Genomic DNA, 20,570 nt, shown 5'->3' with positions numbered 1-20,570 from the left:
GGAAGGGGTCCTGGTAGCCTCCCGCGCCGGTCGGTCCGCCGACAGTTGGCCGTGGGGCGACCTCGGCGGCTCGGCTCCGGGGTCTCGTCCCGACTCCTCCCCAGCGAACTGTGACCGAAACCAGGTGGAACCTGGTGTTTTGTCCGGTTCATCGGGATGGTCGGTTCGAGTCGAACGGACCGGCGGCCGGAATTGCCGCAGCCACGCCGGGTAGCGTCATCCCTGACGGCCGCGGCGGGACCCGCGGCGTACCGCCGGTACGGCGGGTTCGGCAGGGGAGTGGTGGTAGCAAGGATGGCGCGGGGCGGAAAGGCCTTCAAGGCCGTGGCCAAGGGCATGGCCGTGGTGGCGAGCGCGGCCGCCGTGATCGAACGGCGCCGGCGGGCCGCGATGGCGGCCGACCCGCACGAGCCGGTCCTGCCGGGGCAGGCCCTTCCCGAGCCGGCCGAGGGGCATGTTCCGGCGCTGGTGGACGGGCACGTCCCGGCACTCGCCGAGGCGCCCGGCCCGGTCCCGGTCCCGCGGGCCGACCCGGGCCCGGTGGCCGAGGCCCTCCCGCAGTCCGCCGCGGCGCTCCCGGCCGCCCGGCCCGCACCGGCCACGCACGCCGGCCTCGGGCGGGAGTACCACCCCGGCCGCCCGGCCACGCCCGCGGAGGCGGTGCCGTGGGGGCTGCGGGTGGCCGCCGAGTCGACCTGGCGGCTGCTGCTGCTCGGCGCCGCGCTCTACGTCGTCTTCTACGTGGTCGACATGCTGCGGCTGGTCGCCTTCTCGGTGCTGGCCTCGCTGCTGATCACCGCGCTGCTGGAGCCCTCGGTCTCCTGGCTGCGCCGGCGCGGGGTGCCGCGCTCGCTGGCGGCGGGCGGGGTGTTCCTCAGCGGTCTGGCCGGGATCGGGCTGGTCGGCTGGTTCGTGGTCTGGCAGGTGTCGACCAACCTCTCGGACGTCACCACCCAGGTGAAGACCGGTGTCAACCAGCTGCGGGACTGGATGGTCACCGGGCCGCTGCACCTGACCCAGCAGCAGATCACCGACTTCGCCAACCAGATCACCAAGGCCATCACCACCAACACCGACCAGCTCACCTCGGCCTCGATCACCGGCGCGCAGATCGCCGTCGAGGTGCTGACCGCGCTGCTGATGACCTTCTTCACCACCTTCTTCTTCCTCTACGACGGCGGGAAGATCTGGAACTGGGCGCTGCGCGGCCTGCCCCGGCACTCCCGGTTCGCGATGGCCGGGGCCGGTCCGAAGGCCTGGACGACGCTCACCGCCTATGTGCGCGGCACGGTCTGCGTGGCGTTCATCGACGCGCTCTGCATCGGCATCGGCGTCGACCTGCTGGGTGTGCCGCTCGCCCTCCCGCTGGCCGTGATCATCTTCCTGGGCGCCTTCGTCCCGCTGGTCGGCGCGCTGATCACCGGCACCGTCGCGGTGCTGATCGCGCTGGTCACCCAGGGGCCGTGGACGGCGCTGATGGTGCTGGTGGTGCTGGTGGTGGTGATGCAGGTGGAGAGCCACATCCTCCAGCCGCTGATCCTCGGCCGGGCCGTCCGGGTCCACCCGCTCGGCGTCGTGCTCGGCGTCGCGGCGGGCGGGATCATCGGCGGCATCGGCGGCGCGGTGGTCGCCGTCCCGCTGATCGCCGTCACCAACACCGTGGTCGCCCACCTGCGCCGCCGCAACGAGGCCGGCCAGGCCGTCTTCACCGCGCTGGAAGCCGCCCGCGAGGCCGCCGAGCGCACCGCGGCCGCCCCGACGGGGGCCCCGCAACCACAGGCGCAGCCGCGGTCCGCGGCGGAGTAGCCGGCGCGTACGCCGACGGGCCCCTCGCGGACATGGTGTCCGGGAGGGGCCCGTCGGCGTACGCGGGTGCGTCAGGCGTTGGCGAGGGCGGCCTCGGAGTCGAGGACGCCGGCCACGGCCTGGAGGACGGCGGCGATCTTCATCGAGGCCTGGACGACCTCGCGCTCGACGCCGGCCTTGCGCAGCACGGCCTCGTGCGAGTCGAGGCACTGGCCGCAGCCGTTGATGGCCGAGACCGCGAAGCACCAGAGCTCGAAGTCGACCTTCTCGACGCCCGGGGTGCCGATGATGTTCATCCGCAGACCGGCCCGCATCGTGCTGTACTCCTTGTCGGAGAGCAGGTGCAGCGTCCGGTAGTAGACGTTGTTCATCCCCATGATCGCGGCCGCGCCCTTGGCGGCGTTGTACGCCTCCGGGGAGAGGTTGGCCTTGGCCTCGGGCTCCAGCTCGCGCAGCAGGCCGGGGCTGCGGGTGGCCATCGCGCAGGACAGCACGGTGCCCCAGAGCTGCTGGGCGGGGAGGTCGGAGTTGCCGATGACCGAGCCCAGGTTGAGCTTGAGGTCCTTGGCGTAGTCCGGGAGGGCGGCCTTCAGGTCGTCGAGAGCCATGGGTCAGCCCGCCAGCAGGGCCTGGGCGTCGAGGGTGTCCTCGCCCTTGTTCCAGTTGCACGGGCACAGCTCGTCGGTCTGCAGGGCGTCCAGCACCCGCAGGACCTCCTTGGGGTTACGGCCGACGGAGCCGGCGGTGACCATGACGAACTGGATCTCGTTGTTCGGGTCGACGATGAAGACGGCGCGCTGGGCGGTGCCGTCCTCGTTCTCGACGCCGCAGTCGCGCATCAGGTCGTGCTTGATGTCGGCCAGCATCGGGAAGGGCAGGTCGCGCAGGTCCTTGTGGTCCTTGCGCCAGGCGTGGTGCACGAACTCGGAGTCGCCGGAGACGCCGAGGATCTGGGCGTCGCGGTCGGCGAACTCGTCGTTCAGCTTGCCGAACGCGGCGATCTCGGTCGGGCAGACGAAGGTGAAGTCCATCGGCCAGAAGAAGACGACCTTCCACTTGCCCTCGTAGGACTTGTGGTTGATGTCGGCGAAGGCGCTCGCGGCGTCCAGGTCGACACAGGCCTTGAGGTCGAACTCGGGGAACTTGTCACCGATCGTGAGCACGTTCGCTTCTCCTGAAGTGAGATGAGGGGAGATGTCCGGAATCCGGACACCACTCACGATTCCACAGGGTGGACTGATCAGGGAAATAGCTACACTTGATGTGTCTGATCGGAGATTGCTATCAGTACTGAATTCCCCACGTCGCGCTCGGCCTCCCGCAGGAAGGGCGGCGCCAGGACCGAGCCCGCTGTGGCGAGTGCCACAGTCCGCAGTCCGCGCACCCCGACCGTCGCCCAGCTGAGGGCCTTCGTCGCGGTGGCCGAACACCGGCACTTCAGGGAGGCCGCCGCCGCCACCGGGACGAGCCAGCCCGCGCTGTCCGGAGCGGTCGCGGCGCTGGAGGAGTCGCTGGGCGCGCAGCTGGTCGAGCGTACGACGCGCAAGGTGATCGTCACACCGCTGGGGGAGCGCGTGCACCAGCATGCCCGCCGGGTGCTCGCCTCGCTCCAGGCCCTCACCGAGGAGGTCGAGGCCGCCCGCCGCCCGTTCACCGGGCCGCTGCACCTGGGCGTCATCCCGACCGTCGCGCCCTACCTGCTGCCCACCGTGCTGCGGCTGGTGCGCGACCGCTTCCCGGACCTGGAGCTGCACGTCCACGAGGAGCGCACCCCCTCGCTGCTGGAGGGCCTGGCCGCCGGGCGGCTGGACGTCCTGATGCTCGCGCTGCCCGCCGGCGGGGTTTCGCCGACCCTGGACATCCCGCTGTTCGACGAGGACTTCGTCCTGCTCACCCCGCCCGGGCACCCGCTCGCCGGGCGGATCGACGTGCCGCGCGACGTGCTGCTCGACCTGGACGTGCTGCTGCTGGAGGAGGGCCACTGCCTGCGCGACCAGGCGCTGGACATCTGTCGTGAGGTCGGCGCCGACCCGACGGGCTCGACCACCCGCGCGGCCGGCCTGTCCACCCTGGTCCAGCTGGTCGCCGGCGGCCTCGGGGTGACCCTGCTGCCCGCCACCGCGCTGGACGTCGAGGCCGGGCGCACCGACCGGCTGGCGGCCGTCCGCTTCGCCGCCCCGGCGCCCGGCCGCCGGATCGGGCTGGCCGTCCGGCCGGGCTCGGCCCGCGGAGCCGAGTACGAGCGCTTCGCGGCCGCGCTGCGCGAGGTGCTGGTCGAGCTGCCGGTCCGGATCGTCTCCTAGGGCTTGCCTCCTCGGTCAGCCCTGGGCGCTCTCCGCCGCCGGGGCGCCCAGGCAGAGCCCGACCGTCGTCGCGACCAGCAGCTCCAGCGCGTCCAGGGTGTCCTGGTCGGGCCGGTCGCCGGGGCGATGCAGGGTGAGGTGGCGGGCCGTCAGGCCGTCGAAGCCGCCGAGGAAGTGGACGGCGATCCGGCGGGCGGGCAGCGCCAGGGTCAGGCCGTGGGCGGCCGCGAGGGCGCCGAGCATCTCGGTGGCGGTGCCCTCGATGTCGTGCTGGAGCCCGAGCATGATCTCCTGCATGTCCGGGTCGCGCATGGCCAGCGCCCCGAACTCGCTCAGCAGCACACAGCGCCCGTGCTCGCCGGTGGCGGCCTCCCAGAGCGCGTGCACCAGCGTGCGGACCTGCTCGCCGAACGCGCCGTCGCCGGGGGAGGCGGCGCGCACCTCGCCGACGAAGTCGGACTTCAGCTGCTCGACGACGGCCCGGTAGAGGTCCTTCTTGGTGCCGAAGGTGTAGTGCACCGTCGCCTGCGCCACGCCGAGCTCGGCGGCGATCGCTCGGGTGCTGCCGGCCGCGATTCCCTCCCTGGTCATCAGGTCGATCGCGGCCTGGACCAGTTGCGGTCGGCGTTCGGAGGCGGGGACATGAGCCATCCAGTCAGGGTAGCGCCACGAGCGGATAACTACGTCACTTGAACTTGTCGATCAACTTTGTCACTCGACAAAGTTCGGTCTACGGTGGGACGCGACCTGCCCTGACCGACCCGAGGGACCGCCGATGGCCACGTACCTGTACCGACTGGGCCGATACTGCTTCCGACGACGGCGAGCCGTCGTCGCCGTCTGGATCGCCGTACTCATCGCCATCGGCGGAGCCGCGGGCGCCTTCGCCGGCAAGACCACCGACGAGTTCAAGGTCCCGGGCACCGAGGCCCAGGCCACCCTGGACCGGATCAAGGACACCTTCCCGGAGCAGGGCCACGGCTCCGCGCAGGTCGTCTTCGCCGCCGGTGCGCCCGGCGGCGTCGCGACGCCCGAGGCGGGCAAGGCGGTCGGCGAGGCCGTCGCCCGGATCGCCCGGGTGCCGGGCGTTGCCGCGGTGCCCGACCCGTACGCCACCGGCGCGCTCTCGCCGGACGGGAAGGTCGCGATCGCCCTGGTCTCGTTCGACCACAAGCTCGCCGACGTCACCGACCAGCAGCGCGAGGCCGTGAAGGCCGCCGCCGAGCCGGCCCGCGCGGCCGGGCTGGACGTGGCCTTCGGCGGCGACGCGTACAACACGATGGCCCAGATCGAGGGCGGCAGCGAGGCGATCGGCCTGGCGGTGGCCGGGGTGGTCCTGGTGGTCACCCTCGGCACGCTGGTCGCCGCCGGGCTGCCGCTGCTGACCGCGCTGGTCGGCGTCGGCGTGACGATGGCCGGCCTGCTGGCGCTCACCGGCTCCTTCGAGATCATCACCACCGCGCCGGTGCTGGCCCTGATGGTCGGCCTCGCGGTCGGCATCGACTACGCGCTGTTCATCCTGTTCCGGTACCGCCGCCACCTGGACGAGGGCCTGGAGCCGGAGGAGGCAGCCGCCCGGGCCACCGCGACCGCCGGCAGCGCCGTCGTCTTCGCCGGCCTGACCGTGGTCGTCGCGCTCGCCGGACTCGCCGTCGCGGGCGTCCCCTTCCTCACCGTGATGGGCCTGGCCGCCTCCGGCGCCGTCGTGGTGGCCGTCCTGGTCGCGATCACCCTGCTGCCCGCCGTGCTGGGCTTCACCGGCCGGGCCATCGACCGGCTGCCGATCTGGAAGCGGGCCCTGACCGCCAACGGCCGCACCACCACGGGCGAGCGCTGGGGCCGCTTCGTGGTCCGCCGCCCGCTGCCCGTGCTGCTGGTCTCACTGGCCGGGCTGGGCGCCCTGGCGGTGCCCGCCGCGAGCCTGAACCTCGGCCTGCCGAGCGGCGGTTCGCAGGCCGCCGGGACGGACGCCCGCAAGGCCTACGACCTGGTGGGCGAGAGCTTCGGGCCGGGCTTCAACGCGCCGCTGGTGGTCGTCGTGGACGCCCACGGCGCGCCGCGGCCCGAGCAGGCGGTGCAGGGCGTGGCCGCGAAGCTCCAGACCCTCGACGGCGTCGGGACGCTGCTGCCGCCGACCGTCGACCGGGCGAGCGGCACCGCGCTGGTGACCGTCATCCCGCGGACCGGCCCGGACCACGCGGACACCAAGGCGCTGGTCAACGAGATCCGCGACCAGAAGGCGGAGCTCAAGGCGGCGACCGGCGCGGACATCGCCGTCACCGGCACCACGGCCGCCAACATCGACGTCTCCACCAAGCTCGGCCAGGCGCTGCCGCCCTTCCTCGCGGTGATCGTCGGGATCGCGGTGGTGCTGCTGGCGCTGGCGTTCCGCTCGGTGCTCGTCCCGCTCAAGGCGGTGGCCGGCTTCCTGCTCAGCATCACCGCCTCGCTCGGCGCGGTGGTCGCGGTCTACCAGTGGGGCTGGCTGGACGGCCTGATCGACGTGCCCAGGGTCGGCCCGGTGGTGAGCTTCGTGCCGATCCTGCTGATCGGCGTGCTGTTCGGGCTGGCGATGGACTACGAGCTGTTCCTGGTCTCCGGGATGAAGGAGCAGCACGTCCACGGCGCGGCGCCGCGCGAGGCCGTGGTGGGCGGTGTGCGCAACGGGGCCCGGGTGGTCACCGCGGCCGCGCTGATCATGGTGGCGGTGTTCGGCTCGTTCGTCTTCGGCCACGACCCGATCGTCCAGCCGATCGGCTTCGCCCTCGCGGTGGGCGTGCTGGTGGACGCCTTCGTGGTGCGGATGGCGTTGGTGCCGGCCGCGATGGCGCTGTTCGGCAAGGCGGCCTGGTGGTTCCCGAAGCGGCTGGAGAAGGTCGTGCCGCGGGTGGACATGGAGGGCGAGCAACTGATCGCCCGGCTGGCGGAGCAGTCGGCGCAGACGGAGCAGTCGGAGCGGTCGGCGCAGGAGCCGGCCAAGGAGCCGGCCCGGGCCTGACGGACCGACCCGGGGCGCCCGGTGGGACTCGTTCCCGCCGGGCGCCGTCGCGTGCACGGCACCGGGTTCACGGCGGCCGCTCGCAACACCGCGTTCACGGCGGCGCGCTCACAACGGCGCGCTCACGCCCCGGCGTTCACGTTCACGTTCGCGGGCAGCCGCTGCTCGAACCAGACCACCTTGCCGGTGCCCAGCCTGGTCGCGCCCCAGCGGTCCGCGCACCGGGCCACTATCTGCAGCCCGCGCCCGCGTTCGTCCTCCGGCCCGGTGCGGCGCGGGCGCGGCAGCAGCGGGCTGTCGTCGCCGACCTCGCAGCGCAGCCGGGTGGTGCGCACCAGGCTCAGGGTGACCGGCCGGGTCGCGTGCTGGACGGCGTTGGTCACCAGCTCGCTGACCATCAGCTCGGTCGCCTCGCTGAGCTCGTCCAGCCCCCAGCGGCGCAGGGTGTGCGCGGCCAGCCGGCGGGCCCGTCCGGGCGTCTCGTTGCGCGGCTGCAGGTACCAGTGCGCGACGTCCCCGGCCGGGATGCCGTCGAAGCAGGCGCCGAGCAGCGCGATGTCGTCGCCGCGGTCGCCGGGCGGCAGGATCCGCAGCGCCTCCTGGCACAGCTGCTCCGGGGACTGCCAGCGGGCGGCGGCGATCCGGGCGCGCAGCAGCTCCAGGCCGTCACTGATCGGGCGGGTGCGGGTCTCCACCAGGCCGTCGGTGAACAGCAGCAGCGCCGAGCCGGGCGGCGCGGGCAGTTCGACGGAGTTGAAGTCCACCCCGCCGACGCCGATCGGCGCCCCGGAGTCCAGTTCGACGAGCTCGGCGGTGCCGTCCGGGCGGACCAGCACCGGCGGGACGTGCCCGGCGTTGGCCATCACCACCCGGTTGGCGATCGGGTCGTACACCGCGTAGACGCAGGTGGCCAGGTGCTGTTCGCGGCCGAGCCGCTGGGCCTGTTCGTCCAGGTGGTAGAGCACCTCGTGCGGCGGCAGGTCGAGGGCGGCCAGGGTCTGGGCGCTGGTGCGCAGCTGGCCCATGATGGCGGCCGAGGTGAGCGAGTGGCCCATCACGTCGCCGACGATCAGGGCGACCCGGTTGCCGGGCAGCGGGACGGCGTCGTACCAGTCCCCGCCGACCTGGGCGCCGCGCTCGCCGGGCAGGTAGCGCTGGGCGATCCGGACGCCGTGCGACTGCGGCAGGCGCAGCGGCAGCATGCTGCGCTGCAGCTCGTTGGCGATCTCCCACTCGCGGGCGTAGCGCAGCGCGGTGTCCACGGCCAGCCCGGCCTGGGTGGCGAGGTGCGCCGCGGTCGCGGTGTCCGCGGCGTCGAAGACCGGGCGGCCGCTGCGTTCGGGAGGGCGGCGGATCAGTATCAACAGCCCGAGCACCGCCTTGCGGCCGCGCAGCGGCAGGGCGAGGACGGAGGTGCCGGCGGCCAGCCGGGCCACCCCGCGGGTGCCGTACAGCTCGCGCAGCAGCGTCTCGGCGCGCTCGGCGGAGGGCGTGCCCAGGACGGCGGCCTCGGCGGGGCGGCGGCTCAGCAGGGCGTGGGCGAGCGCCCCGCCGCGGGTCACCGGGGTGGCCGGGCCGCCGTCGGCGGTCGAGCGGGCGCCGTAGCGGGAGCGGCGCCGGTCGTCCAGGCCGCTCGGGCGGCCGCGGCGGCCGATCCGGGTGCCGGTGCTGTGGTGTATCCGCAGCTCCTCCGGGAATCCGGGTTCGCGTTCGACGTTGGGCAGCGGGTCGCGCAGGTGGACGACGGCGGCGTCGGCGAGCGTCGGGACGAGCACCCGGCCGATGTTGCGCAGCGTCGCGGCGAGGTCGAGGGCGGTGTTGATCCGCCGGGTCGCCGAGTCGAGATATGCCAGGCGGTCCGCCATCTCGGCGCGCTCCGGCCGTGCGCCCGTCCGTCGGGCCGGGGCCGCCGGGGCCACCGCCAGGGCCGGGGCGGTCGGAGCCGGGGCCGAGGTCGGTGGCGCGGCCGGGACCTGGCGGCGCTGGCCCGGGACGGCGGGCGGCTGCTCCGCCTCGGTCTTGAGCTGGTCGCGCACGGCTGCCTGTCCTGGATTCGGTGTGGTCGGTGAGCTGTTCTGTTGCGCCGGCCGCGGGTACGGCCGGTCCTGTCCCGGTTCGATCAGCCGACGCGTCGACAGCACAGGAACAGCTGTTCCTCCGGCGGCAGCGAGGTGCTGGCCGGTGCGTACGGATGCCCCGAGCACTCCTCGACGGCGAAGCCGGCCGAGACCAGAACCCGCTCCAGATCCTCCCTCAGATACCCACTGATCCGCAGCTCTCTGCCAAGGAACGGAAGCGGAACGTGATCCAGGTCCGCCTCGACCATACCGAGCGCCAGCAGTCCCCCCGGACGCAGGAGTTCGCGCAGCCGCCCGAGCACGGTCGGAATCTCGTCCTGTGGCAGCAGGATCAGCGAGAAGAACGCGGTGACCGCGGCGAAGCCGCCCCGCCCGTCCGGCCCCAGTTCGGGGGCGTTCCAGACCCGGTCCGCACGCTCGGTGGCCAGATCGTACAGGTCGATCCGATGGAAGACTGGCGCAAAGACGCCGGGGAGAGCGGTCCGCCGGGCCAGGGTGAGCATCCCGTCGGAGAGGTCCGCGCCGATCACCCGCAGACCGGCCGCGGCCAGCTGCCGGACGGTCGGGTCGCCGGTGCCGCAGCCGACGTCCAGCACCCGGGCGCCGGGTTCCAGCCCGGCGAGCAGCCGCCGGACGCAGGCCAGCTGGCCGTCCTTGGCCGGGAAGGCCTCGCCGTACCCGGCGCCGATGGTGTCGAAGGCGACCGCCTGCAGCGCCCGGGCCGCCCGCCGCCGCCGTACCTCGGGATCGTCGTCGCCCGCGTCCTCGCCGACGGGGAACGGGTCGGATATCTGTCCGGTCGTCACGTTGCGAGACACCCTTCCACCCGTGGCCTCCGGTGGCTCCTCCCGCGGCCCAGCGGGCCGCTGCCGGTGGCGGTACGTCACGCTCTGCGCACCACACGGACGGACTGCGCCCCGATGGGCATCCGGCAGACACTCGTGTGCGTACTGGCATCTGAGAATATGCGCGATCACTGCGCCATGGGGTCCCTTTCCGGCCAACTCGCCGTGCTTGGACCGTTGTGGCCCGGGTTGCGGAAGCACGAGGGTGTGGGCGGGGTTGTGCGCGAGGCCCCGCGCGCCGGACAACGCGTCAGACTGACGTCGATGACCTGCGGTTTTGCCGATCCGCAGGCCGACTATCGGACGTTTATCGAACGTCAATCGGCGCGGTGCAGAGTGGAGTCCAGCGCCGGGGAAGCGTTGAGGGCGCTCCCGCAGCCGGGGGGCTGCGGGAGCGCCGACGCGCGGAACGGGGGAGGTCTTCCGTGGGGGAGCGGAGGCCTTACGGCGCGGGGGGAGAGAAGGGCTCGGTGTGCTGCTGGGAGATGAGGTCCGCCACGGGGGAGGCCTCGGGCACACCGAGCCGGATGAAGATCGCATGTGCCTCCTGGAGGCAGGCGAGCCCACGGGCCGGCTGGGCGAGCGCCAGCAGCGCCTCGCCGAGTGCGGCGTTCGCCAGGCCCTGGCAGTAGGCGGAGTCCAGCTCCTGGGCGATCGCGAGCGACTCGCCGGCCGCCTCGGCGGCCTCGGTGGGCTGCCCGGCCGCGAGCAGGGCGGTGGCGAGGCGGGCCAGGGTGTAACCGCCCCACAGGGCGTTCTGCTGCGACTGGTACAGCTCGTGCGCCTCCCTCAGGTGCGGGACGGCCTCGGCGCCGGAGAGCACCACACCGAGCTGGTAGAGCGTCTGCGCGAGCAGCGGGCCGTTCTTGGACTCCCGAGCGGCGGCGACACCCTCGCCGGCGGACCGGATCGCCGTCTCCGTCATGCCGAGCCGGTGCTGAGCCCGGGCCATGTTGCTGACCACCCGCGCCTCGGCCGTCGGTGCGCCGACGGCCTGGCTGGTGGCACGGGCCTGTTCGTAGAACGACAGGGCCTCGGCCGGACGGTTGCCGACGTTCAGCATCACGCCCAGCATGTTGGCCGTGGCGAGGAGCAGGACGGTCGGGTCGTCCGGCGCCTGGTGGTCCAGGCTCCGGCGGAAGGACTGTTCGGCCCCCTGGAAGTCGCTGGTGTCGGACTGCAGGGTGCCGCGGGCGAAGTGCACCCGGGCGAGCGCGGCCGAGTCGTCACGACGACGCGCGTCCGCACCGATGGCCTCCAGGGTCCGCAGTGCCCGGGGGCCGCGGGTCGGGTCCGGGTCGATGCTGATCAGGTAGTTCAACAGGTCGATGGCTGCGCGCTGCAGGGCGCCGGGGCCGGTCGCGGCGGCCTCGACGGTGCTGAGCAACAGACCGCCCTCGGTACGCAGCCAGTCCTGTGCGGCCTGACTCGTGGGCAGGCCGATTCCCGGCGACGTGGGTGCGGTCAGCTGTTCGAGCACGGGTTCGTCCGGCTCGATCACCTGGGCCGCGTTTCGCACGGTCGGGATCAGCAGGTCGAGCAGCCGGAGCACCGCCTGCTCCTGCTCGCCGGTGTCTCCTGTCCGCTCGTTCTGCCGCTGGGCGTAGAGCCGGAGCAGGTCGTGGTAGCGGTAGCGGCCGGGGGCGAAGCACTCCAGCATGTTCGCCTCGACCAGGGCCTCGGCGAGGTCCTCGGCGGTGTACTCGTCCACGCCGAGCAGTGCTGCGGCGGCCGCCAGGGGGACGTCGGGGGAGTCGATCAGCGCGAGCAGCCGAAAGGCGCGGGCCTCGGTCGCGGACAGCTGTCCGTAGCCGAGCCCGATGGTGGTCTCCACCGCGAGGTTGCCGAGCTGGAGTTCGTCCAGCCGTCGGCGTTGGTCGGCTAACCGACGGGCCAGGTCGGAGACGCTCCACCGCGGGCGGCTGGCCAGTCGGGCGGCGGCGATGCGTACGGCCAGCGGCAGGAAGCCGCAGGCGGTGACCACCTTCATGGCGGCCTCGGGCTCGGCGGCGACCCGCTGCTCGCCGACGACGGCCGAGAACAGCGCCAGCGCCTCGTCGGGGGTCAGCTCCTCGACGTCGAACAGCTGGGCGCCGGGGATGTCGGCCAGCCGGGACCGGCTGGTGGCGAGCACGGCACAGCCGGAGACGCCGGGGATGAGCGGCCGGATCTGCTCCGCGTCGCGCGCGTTGTCCAGCAGGATCAGCATGCGGCGGTTCGCGAGCAGTGAGCGGTAGAGGGCGGCACGCTGTTCGAGCGACTCGGGGTTGTCGGCGACACCGAGCGCGTGCAGGAAGTCGCCCAGGACGACCGCCGGGTCGGCGGGCGAGACGCCGGCTCCGCGCAGGTCGACGTACAGCTGCCCGTCCGGAAACTCGGCGCGGACCCGGTGGGCGACGTGAACCGCGAGGGTGGTCTTGCCGACGCCGCCGATGCCGGCCAGCGAGGTCACGACCACGGCCTGACCGGTGGCGTTCATCAGGGCCGCCGAGAGGTCGACCGCCAGTTCCGTTCGTCCGCTGAAGTCGGATACGTCGGCCGGGAGTTGGGCCGGAGCGGGGGGTGTGGCCGGGCCGTCCTCGCGGACGGTGGGGCCAGGGGCGGGGGCGACCGGGACGGCGAGCGCCGGGTCGGCCGCGAGGATGCGGGTGTGCATCGCGGACAGGCCCGCGCCCGGTTCGACCCCGAGCTCCTCGATCAGCAGCTTGCGGGTGTCGGTGTAGACACCGAGTGCCTCGGCCTGGCGTCCGCAGCGGTACAGCGCCAGCATCAGCAGTTCGCGCAGGCGCTCGCGCAGTGGGTGCTCTGTCGTCAGGTTGTCGAGCTCGCCGACGATCTCGGCGTGCAGGCCGATGTCGAGCGCGGCGGCGCACAGCTCCTCGGTCGCCGCCACCTGGCGCTCGGCCAGCCGCCCGCGCTGGGCGTCGGCGTACGGGCCGGGGACGCCGGTCAGCGGACGTCCGCTGAACAGGTCCAGCGCCTGCGTCAGCAGCCGGTGCGCCTTGTGCTTGTCGCCGGAGGTGCGGGCGGTGGCGGCCTCGGCGGAGAGCCGCTCGAAGACCGTCAGGTCGAGGGCCTCGCCCGGGATGCGCAGCGCGTAGCCGTCGGCGACGGAGACCAGCAGTTCGGCGGGCCGGCGCACCTCGCGCCGGGGCTCGATGACGGAGCGCAGGCGGGAGATGTAGGTGCGCAGCGCGGCCACGGCCTGGGTGGGGGGCCGGTCGCCCCAGAGGGCGTCGACCAGGTCCTGGGTGGTGACCGGGCGTCCGGAGTGCAGCAGGAGGGTGGTGAGCACCGCTTGCTGCTGGGGCGATCCGAGGGAGAGGGGCTTGCCGTCGAGCCAGGCCTGGACCGGACCGAGGACTTGGAAGCGCAGCGCAGGGTTCTGCGGCGTCTCCAGAAACTCCATGAAGTCCCCCGATGGCCTGTGGTGTCGATTCCGTGAAAGGGCGCTCGGCGGTCCGCCGCGAGGCTTCAGCTTAGGCGGACGCCCGACTCTGCCGGACGGCGCCGCAAGTCGCACGATGTTTATCGGACATTTAATCAACCCTACGATACTGTCCGCGCGCCCGCGCCACAGAGGTCGGGCTGAACACATTTGATGACCGAAAGGCGGCCGCCCAATGGCCAATGACCAGAGCGAGACCCCGGTGCTGTCGACGCCCGAGAACGCGGCGCAGACCGGCACCCCGGCCGCCGCTGTGGAGGCGGGCAAGGCTGTGGAGGGCGCGGTGACCGCGGCCTCGGACCCGACCGGGTACACCGCGCCGACCGACGCGGAGAAGAACGCGTTCGAGAACGGCTCCTTCGGTGACGAGGGCCAGTACATCGAGGAGCCCGCCGGTGAGCCGGGCGGCCCGTACCGGCCGGAGAACGCGGTCGGCGGCAACCCGTAAGCCGTTGTGGCCGAGTGCCCCCGCGCCCTGTCCGGGCGCGGGGGCGCCGTCGGTTATGCGCGCCAATTCGTGTGCGAGTGCACCGTGGTGGCCGATTTCGGCCCCTGGTGCACGCATGGTGACCGGTGCTATCCGTAACGTGCCGGTCGTGGGGCGTCCGGCGTTCCGGAATTCCGGATTCACCGGGGGATTGTCGAGTCCTGAACGTTGCGATTTGCGTGGATTTTGCCGCAATTACCGCAAATGATCCCATTCAGTCGAATCGCGGGGCCCGGGAACGGGTGAGACCTGGTGCGGTTCGGCGGTCCATTCCCGGCCGCCGCCCTCGGGGCGCAGGTAGTGCTCGCCGCCGAGGGTGTCCATGTAGATGCCGGTGCGTCCGGTCCTCCGGTCGAGGACGAGTTCACCCGTGTGTGGCCGGTAGGCCGAGGTGTCGCGCTGTCGGGTGCTCACCGCCTGCTCCTTTCGGCGTGTGCCCAGCATCTCTAGAGAAGCTAATATCTCTAGAGATGTCAACGGCCCGTCGTATCTCCTTACCGGCGGCCGCGGGCGCGCCTACGATTTGTCCGAGGCAGAGGGAGAGCGGCGATGACCGGTAGCAGTGGCGACAAGCAGCCCAAGTACCAGCGGATCGCCGAAGCGCTGAAGGCGGCCATCGCCGCCGGCCGGTACCGCGCGGGCGACCGCCTGCCCGGCGAGAACGACCTCATGGACGAGTACGGCGTGGCCCGGATGACGGCTCGTCAGGCGCTCGGCGTGCTGCAGAGCGAGGGCATCGCCGAGGCGCGCCGCGGCGCCGGGGTGTTCGTCCGGGACTTCCGGCCGCTGCGCCGGCGCGGCATCCAGCGGCTGGCGCAGGGGCAGTGGGGGTCCGGCCGGTCGATATGGTCGGCGGACATCGACAACCGCAGCCTGGTGGTCGACCAGGTGACCGTCGCCGAGCAGGGCGCGCCCGAGCACGTGGCGCGGGTGCTCGGGGTCGACCCGGGCGCCCCGATGTGCGTGCGGCAGCGCCGCTTCGTGCTGGACGGCAAGCCGGTGCTGCTCTCCACCTCCTACCTGCCCGCCGGGCTGGTCGCGGGCACCGCCATCACCCGCGAGGACACCGGCCCCGGCGGCATCTTCGCCCGGCTCGCCGAGGTCGGCGCCAAGCCCGTGCACTTCCGCGAGGAGGTCCGCTCCCGGATGCCCAGCTCGGAGGAGTCCACCCGCCTGGAACTGTCCGCCGGCACCCCGGTCATCCTGATCTGCCGCACCGCCTTCGCCGACGAGGGGCAGGTCGTCGAACTCAACGAGATGACCCTGGACGCCGCCTCCTACGTCCTGGAGTACGACTTCGACGCCTGAGCGCGGATCGGCCGGTGCGGCGCGGGAACGGACGTGGAACCGCCCCGGGCGCGGGTTCCAGCGGCCGGGGCGGTTCGGGGGGTGCTGCGGGGGCCTGCGGGGACGGCCCCGGGCGGGGCTACTCCTTGGAGCGGACGCGCAGGTTGGTGATCAGCGGGCCCTCGGTGGTCTCGCGGAAGAAGTCGTTGCCCTTGTCGTCGACGACGATGAAGGCCGGGAAGTCCTCGACCTCGATGCGCCAGACCGCCTCCATGCCGAGCTCGGCGTACTCCAGCACCTCGACCTTCTTGATGCAGTCCTGGGCGAGACGGGCGGCCGGGCCGCCGATCGAGCCGAGGTAGAAGCCGCCGTGCGCGGCGCAGGCGTCGGTGACCTGCTTGCTGCGGTTGCCCTTGGCGAGCATGACCATCGAGCCGCCGGCCGCCTGGAACTGGTCGACGTAGGAGTCCATCCGGCCGGCCGTGGTCGGGCCGAAGGAGCCGGAGGCGTAGCCCTCGGGGGTCTTGGCCGGGCCCGCGTAGTAGACCGGGTGGTCCTGGAGGTACTTGGGCATGCCCTCGCCGGCGTCCAGGCGCTCCTTGATCTTGGCGTGGGCGATGTCGCGGGCGACCACGAGCGTGCCGGTGAGTGACAGCCGGGTCTTCACCGGGTACTTGGAGAGCTCGGCGCGGATCGCGGACATCGGCTGGTCGAGGTCGACGCGCACCACGTCGTCGTCGAGGTGCTCGTCGGTGGTGTCCGGCAGGTACTTCGCCGGGTCGGTCTCCAGCTGCTCCAGGAACACGCCCTCGGCGGTGATCTTGCCGAGCGCCTGGCGGTCGGCGGAGCAGGAGACGGCCATCGCGACCGGCAGCGAGGCGCCGTGCCGCGGCAGGCGCACCACGCGCACGTCGTGGCAGAAGTACTTGCCGCCGAACTGGGCGCCGATGCCGATCTTCTGGGTCAGCTCGGTGACCTTGGCCTCCAGTTCCAGGTCGCGGAAGCCGTGGCCGGTCTTGGCGTTGCCCGAGGTCGGCAGGTTGTCCAGGTAGTGCGCCGAGGCGTACTTGGCGGTCTTCAGCGCGAACTCGGCGCTGGTGCCGCCGATCACGATGGCCAGGTGGTACGGCGGGCAGGCCGCGGTGCCCAGCGAGCGGATCTTCTGCTCCAGGAACGAGAGCATGCTCGCCTCGTTCAGGATGGCCTTGGTCTCCTGGTACAGGTACGACTTGTTGGCGGAGCCGCCGCCCTTGGCCATGAACAGGAACTTGTACGCGTCCCCGTCGGTGGCGTACAGCTCGATCTGGGCCGGCAGGTTGTTGCCGGTGTTCTTCTCGTCCCAGGTGGTCACCGGGGCCATCTGGGAGTAGCGCAGGTTGAGCTTGGTGTACGCGTCGAACACGCCGCGCGCGATGGCGGACTCGTCGCCGCCCTCGGTCAGCACGTTCTGACCGCGCTTGCCCATGACGATCGCGGTGCCGGTGTCCTGGCACATCGGGAGGATGCCGCCGGCCGAGATGTTGACGTTCTTCAGCAGGTCGAGCGCGACGAAGCGGTCGTTGGGGCTGGCCTCCGGGTCGTCCAGGATGCGGCGCAGCTGGGCGAGGTGGGCGGGGCGCAGGTAGTGCGAGATGTCGTGCATCGCCTCGGCCGTCAGCAGCCGCAGCGCCTCGGGCTCGACCTGGAGGAAGGTGCGACCGCCGGCCTCGAAGGTGGAGACACCCTCGGAGGTGAGCTTGCGGTACGGGGTCGGGTCAGCGCCCAGGGGGAGCAGGTCGCTGTACTCGAAGTCTGGCGTGGGAGCCATGGGGGCGGTCCTTAGCTGTCCAGTTGGTCCGGCTGCGTCGGCGAAGCACCATCAAGGGTAGGACCCGTCGGAGGTCGGCATGCGGACAGGGCAGCCTTGCGTGACCGGGCTCACTCGCTCGGGAGTGCGAGCGACTAGTCTGATCCCGTGGACAACTCGCCGTCGCACGACGACCCGGGGCAGCCGCCGGTGCCGGCGCCCGTACCGATGACCAAGCCCGAGAGCGGGGCGCAGGCCGCACCGCGCCCGCACGCGCCGGCCGCGGAAGCGGAGTTGCGCGTCTCCGACGCCGACCGCGAGAAGGTCGCGGAACTGCTGCGGGACGCCTACGCCGAGGGCCGCCTGGACGCGGACGAGCACGCCGAGCGGATCGAGGCCGCCTACGCCGCGAAGACCTTCGGTGACCTCGCGCCGCTGACCCGGGACCTGCCGGCCCGTCCGCTGTCCTTCGAGAAGCCGCCGCCGGCCGCCCCGCAGCCGTCGCCGCCGCAGCCGCCCGCGCGCCTGGAGTCCCCCACGGTGGTGGCGATCTTCGGCGGCGCCGCCCGCAAGGGCCGCTGGCGGGTGGGCTCGCACCTGAGCGCCTTCGCCGCGTTCGGCGGGGTGGACATCGACCTGACCGACGCCGTGTTCGAGTCCCCCGAGGTGGAGATCACCGTGACGGCGATCTTCGGCGGGGTCGAGGTCCGGGTCCCGGAGAACGTCACCCTGCAGGGCTCCGGCATCGGCATCTTCGGCGGTTTCGACGTCCGGGAGACGACCGCGGCGGACCCGTACGCTCCGGTTGTCCGGGTCAAGGGCCTTGCGCTGTTCGGCGGTTGTGAGGCGAAGCCGCGCCGGGGCAAGAAGCTGAAGGAGTGGGTGCGCCGCCAACTCGGCGTCGACTGACCGCCATTGACCTGCGAAGCGCCCGACCGTGGATCAACTCCCGGCCGGGCGCTCGGCGTTGCGGCCAGTGCGCTGCGTAGTCGATTGCGTGCAGTGTGCATGAATCGCGGCCGGGCGGGGTAGTTCCTTCCGCACATCGCTTCTTGGACGGCTGCGCACCGGAGGCGGCCGAGCGGCCGTGCCGGGTTGGACAGCGGGGGCTCGCGGCCGGCGGGGGAGCGAGGGATCCCCGTGTCCGAGAGCCTCGTCAGGAGTACGGCCGTGCTGCATCCGATCGAGTCCCGCACCACCTCGCCAGTCGCCGCCGCGCAGGTCCTGGAGCGCCGCCCCGGCGTCCGGCCGCAGCCGCAGCCCCAGGGCGGCCAGGCGGGTGCCCCCGCGGGCGAGGACAACCCCTGGCACACCGGTGCCGCGTGTCGGCGGGACGAGGCGGGGCTGTTCTTCGCGCCCTCCAAGGAGCCCACGGCGGCCCGGCTGTCGCGCGAGGAGCAGGCCAAGCAGGTGTGCGCCCGGTGTCCGGTGCTGCTGGAGTGCCGCGAGCACGCGCTGGCCCAGCCGGAGCCGTACGGGGTCTGGGGCGGGCTGACGGCCGCCGAGCGGCGGGTGGTGCTGGCCCGGCGCCGCCGCCGGGACGCGGAGCTGCGCGAGGCGGCCCGGGCGACGGAGGCCGCGCGGCGCCGGATAGCCGGGTGACGGCGGGCCCGAGAGCGGGACGGCGACGCGCCGCGGCCCCGGCGGAGGGGGATTCCGCCGGGGCCGCGGTGCCGCGTTCTTCCGGGCCTCAGTTGGCGCGGTCGAAGTCGATCGCGCTGTACGCCCGCAGCTTCGAGAGCTTGTGGGTGGAGTTGATCTCGCGGATGGTGCCGCTCTTGGAGCGCATCACCAGCGAGCTGGTGGTGGCGGTCTCCGAGCGGTAGTGCACGCCGCGCAGCAGCTCGCCGTCGGTGATGCCGGTGGCGACGAAGAACACGTTCTCGCCGCTGACCAGGTCGTCCGTGGTGAGCACCCGGTCCAGGTCGTGGCCGGCGTCCAGGGCCTTCTGCCGCTCGGCCTCGTCCTTGGGCCACAGCCGGCCCTGGATCACGCCGCCCATGCACTTCATCGCGCAGGCCGCGATGATGCCCTCGGGGGTGCCGCCGATGCCCATCAGCAGGTCGACGCCGGTGCCCTCGCGGGCGGCCATGATGGCGCCGGCCACGTCGCCGTCCGAGATGAACTTGATCCGGGCGCCCGCCTCGCGGATCTCCCGGACCAGGCCGTCGTGGCGCGGGCGGTCGAGCACGACGACGGTGACGTCCTCGACGGCGCTGCCCTTGGCCTTGGCGACCCGGCGGATGTTGACCGCGGCCGGGGCGGTGATGTCGACGAACTCGGCGGCCTCCGGGCCGGCCACCAGCTTGTCCATGTAGAACACGGCGCTGGGGTCGAACATGGTGCCGCGGTCGGCGACGGCCAGCACGGCCACCGCGTTGTTCATGCCCTTGGCGGTCAGCGTGGTGCCGTCCACCGGGTCGACCGCGACGTCGCACTCGGCGCCGGTGCCGTCGCCGACCCGCTCGCCGTTGTAGAGCATCGGGGCTTCGTCCTTCTCGCCCTCGCCGATGACGACCACGCCGTTCATCGACACGGTCGAGACGAGGGTGCGCATCGCCTTCACGGCGGCACCGTCCGCGCCGTTCTTGTCGCCACGTCCGACCCACCGGCCGGCGGCCATCGCGGCCGCCTCGGTGACCCGGACGAGCTCGAGCGCGAGGTTCCGGTCGGGAGCCTCGGGCGCGACCTCCAGGGCACTGGGAAGGTGGTGCGGGTACTGCGTGGTCATCGTCGTTACCTCTCTGTACGCGACGGCCAGTGAGCGCCCGACTACTGCCAGGTCGAACGCCGTGGTGAGGGTATTGCGATCGTATCTGCCCATGAGATGACTGTCTGTGGCGCGGGTCGCTGCTCTGTGGCGGAAAACACCGGTTCGACCCCTTTCATCCGTACGTGGACACCCCTGGTGGCCGTCCCGGTGTGTGGATGAGTCACCATGTGGGGGTGGCAGCAGACAGCAAGGGCATGAGGGGTCGGCAGACCGTACGGGACATGGTCCTGTCGATGCTGGCGGTCGGTTTCATCGTCTGGATCGGGTACCTGTTCCTCCCGCACGACGCCAACGGCGACCCGGTGCACGTGGTCGAGTACAAGGTCGCGGCGGCCTCCGCCAAGCGCGCCGCGCCGTACCCGCTGCTCGCCCCGGAGGGGCTGCCGGAGAAGTGGCGGGCCACCTCGGTCGCCTACCGGCCGGCCGACCAGAACAACGGCAAGGGCAACGCCTGGCACCTGGGCTTCGTGACTCCCTCCGGCCAGTACGCGGCGGTCGAGCAGAGCGACGTCTCGCGCGACTCCCTGGTGTCGGACTACGTCAAGGGCGCCAAGGCGGACGGCACCTCCGAGGTGGCCGGCCGCACCTGGGACCGGCTGCAGGGCGAGAAGGACCGCGCCCTGGCCGCGCAGACCGGCGTCGGGACCACCCTGCTCACCGGCACCGCCTCCTACGAGGAGCTGGCCGAGCTGGCGCAGGCGCTCAAGTAGTCCGCCCCCGCACTCGCCCCGCCCCCGCCCCCGCACCCGCTTCCGCGCG

17 protein-coding genes are annotated in these 20,570 nt (G+C 72.7%); 8 read left to right on the top strand and 9 right to left on the bottom strand.

The genetic code is table 11. From position 1 onward, the window contains the following. The first annotated feature begins 294 nt into the window (after nt 1-294). Entirely contained in the window at nt 295-1,806 is a 1,512-nt protein-coding gene (locus tag ACWDBB_RS21625) for an AI-2E family transporter (protein WP_449791157.1), read from the top strand. Nucleotides 1,807-1,877: 71 nt separating this feature from the next. On the opposite strand, the gene ACWDBB_RS21620 is transcribed toward ACWDBB_RS21625, so the two are convergent. Together ACWDBB_RS21620 and ACWDBB_RS21615 are read right to left on the bottom strand one after the other, a co-directional pair. Further along, nucleotides 1,878-2,414, bottom strand: a complete 537-nt coding sequence (locus ACWDBB_RS21620; protein WP_392873757.1) for an alkyl hydroperoxide reductase — start codon at nt 2,412-2,414, stop codon at nt 1,878-1,880. 3 nt (nt 2,415-2,417) lie between these two features. Next, nucleotides 2,418-2,969: a peroxiredoxin gene (locus tag ACWDBB_RS21615; protein ID WP_224283642.1), complete on the bottom strand. Its 552-nt coding sequence runs from the start codon at nt 2,967-2,969 to the stop codon at nt 2,418-2,420. Nucleotides 2,970-3,158: 189 nt separating this feature from the next. Between ACWDBB_RS21615 and ACWDBB_RS21610 the strand changes: the two genes are divergently transcribed. Then, nucleotides 3,159-4,109, top strand: coding sequence for a LysR substrate-binding domain-containing protein (locus ACWDBB_RS21610; protein WP_449791156.1), 951 nt, complete (start codon nt 3,159-3,161; stop codon nt 4,107-4,109). Between the two features lie 15 nt (nt 4,110-4,124). Here ACWDBB_RS21610 and ACWDBB_RS21605 read toward each other — a convergent pair whose 3' ends face one another. Beyond that, nucleotides 4,125-4,760, bottom strand: coding sequence for a TetR/AcrR family transcriptional regulator (locus ACWDBB_RS21605; RefSeq protein WP_449791155.1), 636 nt, complete (start codon nt 4,758-4,760; stop codon nt 4,125-4,127). A gap of 124 nt (nt 4,761-4,884) precedes the next feature. Here ACWDBB_RS21605 and ACWDBB_RS21600 point away from each other — a divergent pair, with 124 nt between their 5' ends. Next, a complete protein-coding gene (locus ACWDBB_RS21600) occupies nt 4,885-7,107 on the top strand; it encodes an MMPL family transporter (protein WP_449791154.1) in 2,223 nt (740 codons plus the stop codon). 122 nt (nt 7,108-7,229) lie between these two features. Here the strand turns inward: ACWDBB_RS21600 and ACWDBB_RS21595 are convergent, their stop codons facing one another. The 3 genes from ACWDBB_RS21595 to ACWDBB_RS21585 all read right to left on the bottom strand — a co-directional run bounded on the left by ACWDBB_RS21595 (nt 7,230) and on the right by ACWDBB_RS21585 (nt 13,439). Beyond that, nucleotides 7,230-8,972 carry a SpoIIE family protein phosphatase gene (locus ACWDBB_RS21595; protein WP_449791193.1) on the bottom strand — a complete coding sequence of 581 codons (1,743 nt, stop codon included), beginning with the start codon at nt 8,970-8,972 and terminating at the stop codon, nt 7,230-7,232. A gap of 254 nt (nt 8,973-9,226) precedes the next feature. Continuing rightward, nucleotides 9,227-9,898, bottom strand: a complete 672-nt coding sequence (locus tag ACWDBB_RS21590) for a class I SAM-dependent methyltransferase (RefSeq protein WP_449791192.1) — start codon at nt 9,896-9,898, stop codon at nt 9,227-9,229. A 574-nt stretch (nt 9,899-10,472) separates the two neighbouring features. Then, entirely contained in the window at nt 10,473-13,439 is a 2,967-nt protein-coding gene (locus ACWDBB_RS21585; RefSeq protein ID WP_449791153.1) for an AfsR/SARP family transcriptional regulator, read from the bottom strand. A gap of 214 nt (nt 13,440-13,653) precedes the next feature. Between ACWDBB_RS21585 and ACWDBB_RS21580 the strand changes: the two genes are divergently transcribed. Continuing rightward, nucleotides 13,654-13,926 (top strand): hypothetical protein, encoded by a 273-nt coding sequence (locus ACWDBB_RS21580; protein WP_449791152.1) that lies wholly within the window; start codon nt 13,654-13,656, stop codon nt 13,924-13,926. A 234-nt stretch (nt 13,927-14,160) separates the two neighbouring features. On the opposite strand, the gene ACWDBB_RS21575 is transcribed toward ACWDBB_RS21580, so the two are convergent. Beyond that, entirely contained in the window at nt 14,161-14,379 is a 219-nt protein-coding gene (locus ACWDBB_RS21575) for a hypothetical protein (protein WP_449791151.1), read from the bottom strand. 135 nt (nt 14,380-14,514) lie between these two features. On the opposite strand from ACWDBB_RS21575, the gene ACWDBB_RS21570 reads away from it, so the two are divergent. Beyond that, nucleotides 14,515-15,273, top strand: coding sequence for a GntR family transcriptional regulator (locus ACWDBB_RS21570; protein ID WP_449791150.1), 759 nt, complete (start codon nt 14,515-14,517; stop codon nt 15,271-15,273). A 118-nt stretch (nt 15,274-15,391) separates the two neighbouring features. Here ACWDBB_RS21570 and ACWDBB_RS21565 read toward each other — a convergent pair whose 3' ends face one another. After that, entirely contained in the window at nt 15,392-17,059 is a 1,668-nt protein-coding gene (locus ACWDBB_RS21565) for a fumarate hydratase (RefSeq protein WP_392873725.1), read from the bottom strand. A 207-nt stretch (nt 17,060-17,266) separates the two neighbouring features. Between ACWDBB_RS21565 and ACWDBB_RS21560 the strand changes: the two genes are divergently transcribed. Together ACWDBB_RS21560 and ACWDBB_RS21555 are read left to right on the top strand one after the other, a co-directional pair. Beyond that, nucleotides 17,267-17,947, top strand: coding sequence for a DUF1707 SHOCT-like domain-containing protein (locus ACWDBB_RS21560; RefSeq protein WP_449791191.1), 681 nt, complete (start codon nt 17,267-17,269; stop codon nt 17,945-17,947). A gap of 261 nt (nt 17,948-18,208) precedes the next feature. After that, nucleotides 18,209-18,640, top strand: a complete 432-nt coding sequence (locus ACWDBB_RS21555; protein WP_449791149.1) for a WhiB family transcriptional regulator — start codon at nt 18,209-18,211, stop codon at nt 18,638-18,640. Nucleotides 18,641-18,728: 88 nt separating this feature from the next. Here the strand turns inward: ACWDBB_RS21555 and glpX are convergent, their stop codons facing one another. Then, nucleotides 18,729-19,769 carry a class II fructose-bisphosphatase gene (gene glpX, locus ACWDBB_RS21550; RefSeq protein ID WP_449791148.1) on the bottom strand — a complete coding sequence of 347 codons (1,041 nt, stop codon included), beginning with the start codon at nt 19,767-19,769 and terminating at the stop codon, nt 18,729-18,731. Between the two features lie 215 nt (nt 19,770-19,984). Between glpX and ACWDBB_RS21545 the strand changes: the two genes are divergently transcribed. Then, nucleotides 19,985-20,521 (top strand): DUF4245 domain-containing protein, encoded by a 537-nt coding sequence (locus tag ACWDBB_RS21545; RefSeq protein WP_449791147.1) that lies wholly within the window; start codon nt 19,985-19,987, stop codon nt 20,519-20,521. The last annotated feature ends 49 nt before the right edge of the window (nt 20,522-20,570 follow it).

Source organism: Kitasatospora sp. NPDC001095 (assembly GCF_053598615.1).
The sequence above is the reverse complement of the archived record's forward strand: the minus strand, read 5'-3'. Positions and strand labels throughout refer to the sequence as shown.

What these genes read in the sequence shown, in the direction of transcription:
- ACWDBB_RS21625 (WP_449791157.1), top strand. Translation starts at nt 295, where the DNA reads ATGGCGCGGGGCGGAAAGGCCTTCAAGGCCGTGGCCAAGGGCATGGCC.
- ACWDBB_RS21620 (WP_392873757.1), bottom strand. Translation starts at nt 2,414, where the DNA reads ATGGCTCTCGACGACCTGAAGGCCGCCCTCCCGGACTACGCCAAGGAC.
- ACWDBB_RS21605 (WP_449791155.1), bottom strand. Translation starts at nt 4,760, where the DNA reads ATGGCTCATGTCCCCGCCTCCGAACGCCGACCGCAACTGGTCCAGGCC.
- ACWDBB_RS21600 (WP_449791154.1), top strand. Translation starts at nt 4,885, where the DNA reads ATGGCCACGTACCTGTACCGACTGGGCCGATACTGCTTCCGACGACGG.
- ACWDBB_RS21595 (WP_449791193.1), bottom strand. Translation starts at nt 8,972, where the DNA reads ATGGCGGACCGCCTGGCATATCTCGACTCGGCGACCCGGCGGATCAAC.
- ACWDBB_RS21585 (WP_449791153.1), bottom strand. Translation starts at nt 13,439, where the DNA reads ATGGAGTTTCTGGAGACGCCGCAGAACCCTGCGCTGCGCTTCCAAGTC.
- ACWDBB_RS21580 (WP_449791152.1), top strand. Translation starts at nt 13,654, where the DNA reads ATGGCCAATGACCAGAGCGAGACCCCGGTGCTGTCGACGCCCGAGAAC.
- ACWDBB_RS21570 (WP_449791150.1), top strand. Translation starts at nt 14,515, where the DNA reads ATGACCGGTAGCAGTGGCGACAAGCAGCCCAAGTACCAGCGGATCGCC.
- ACWDBB_RS21565 (WP_392873725.1), bottom strand. Translation starts at nt 17,059, where the DNA reads ATGGCTCCCACGCCAGACTTCGAGTACAGCGACCTGCTCCCCCTGGGC.
- ACWDBB_RS21560 (WP_449791191.1), top strand. Translation starts at nt 17,267, where the DNA reads ATGACCAAGCCCGAGAGCGGGGCGCAGGCCGCACCGCGCCCGCACGCG.
- glpX (WP_449791148.1), bottom strand. Translation starts at nt 19,769, where the DNA reads ATGACCACGCAGTACCCGCACCACCTTCCCAGTGCCCTGGAGGTCGCG.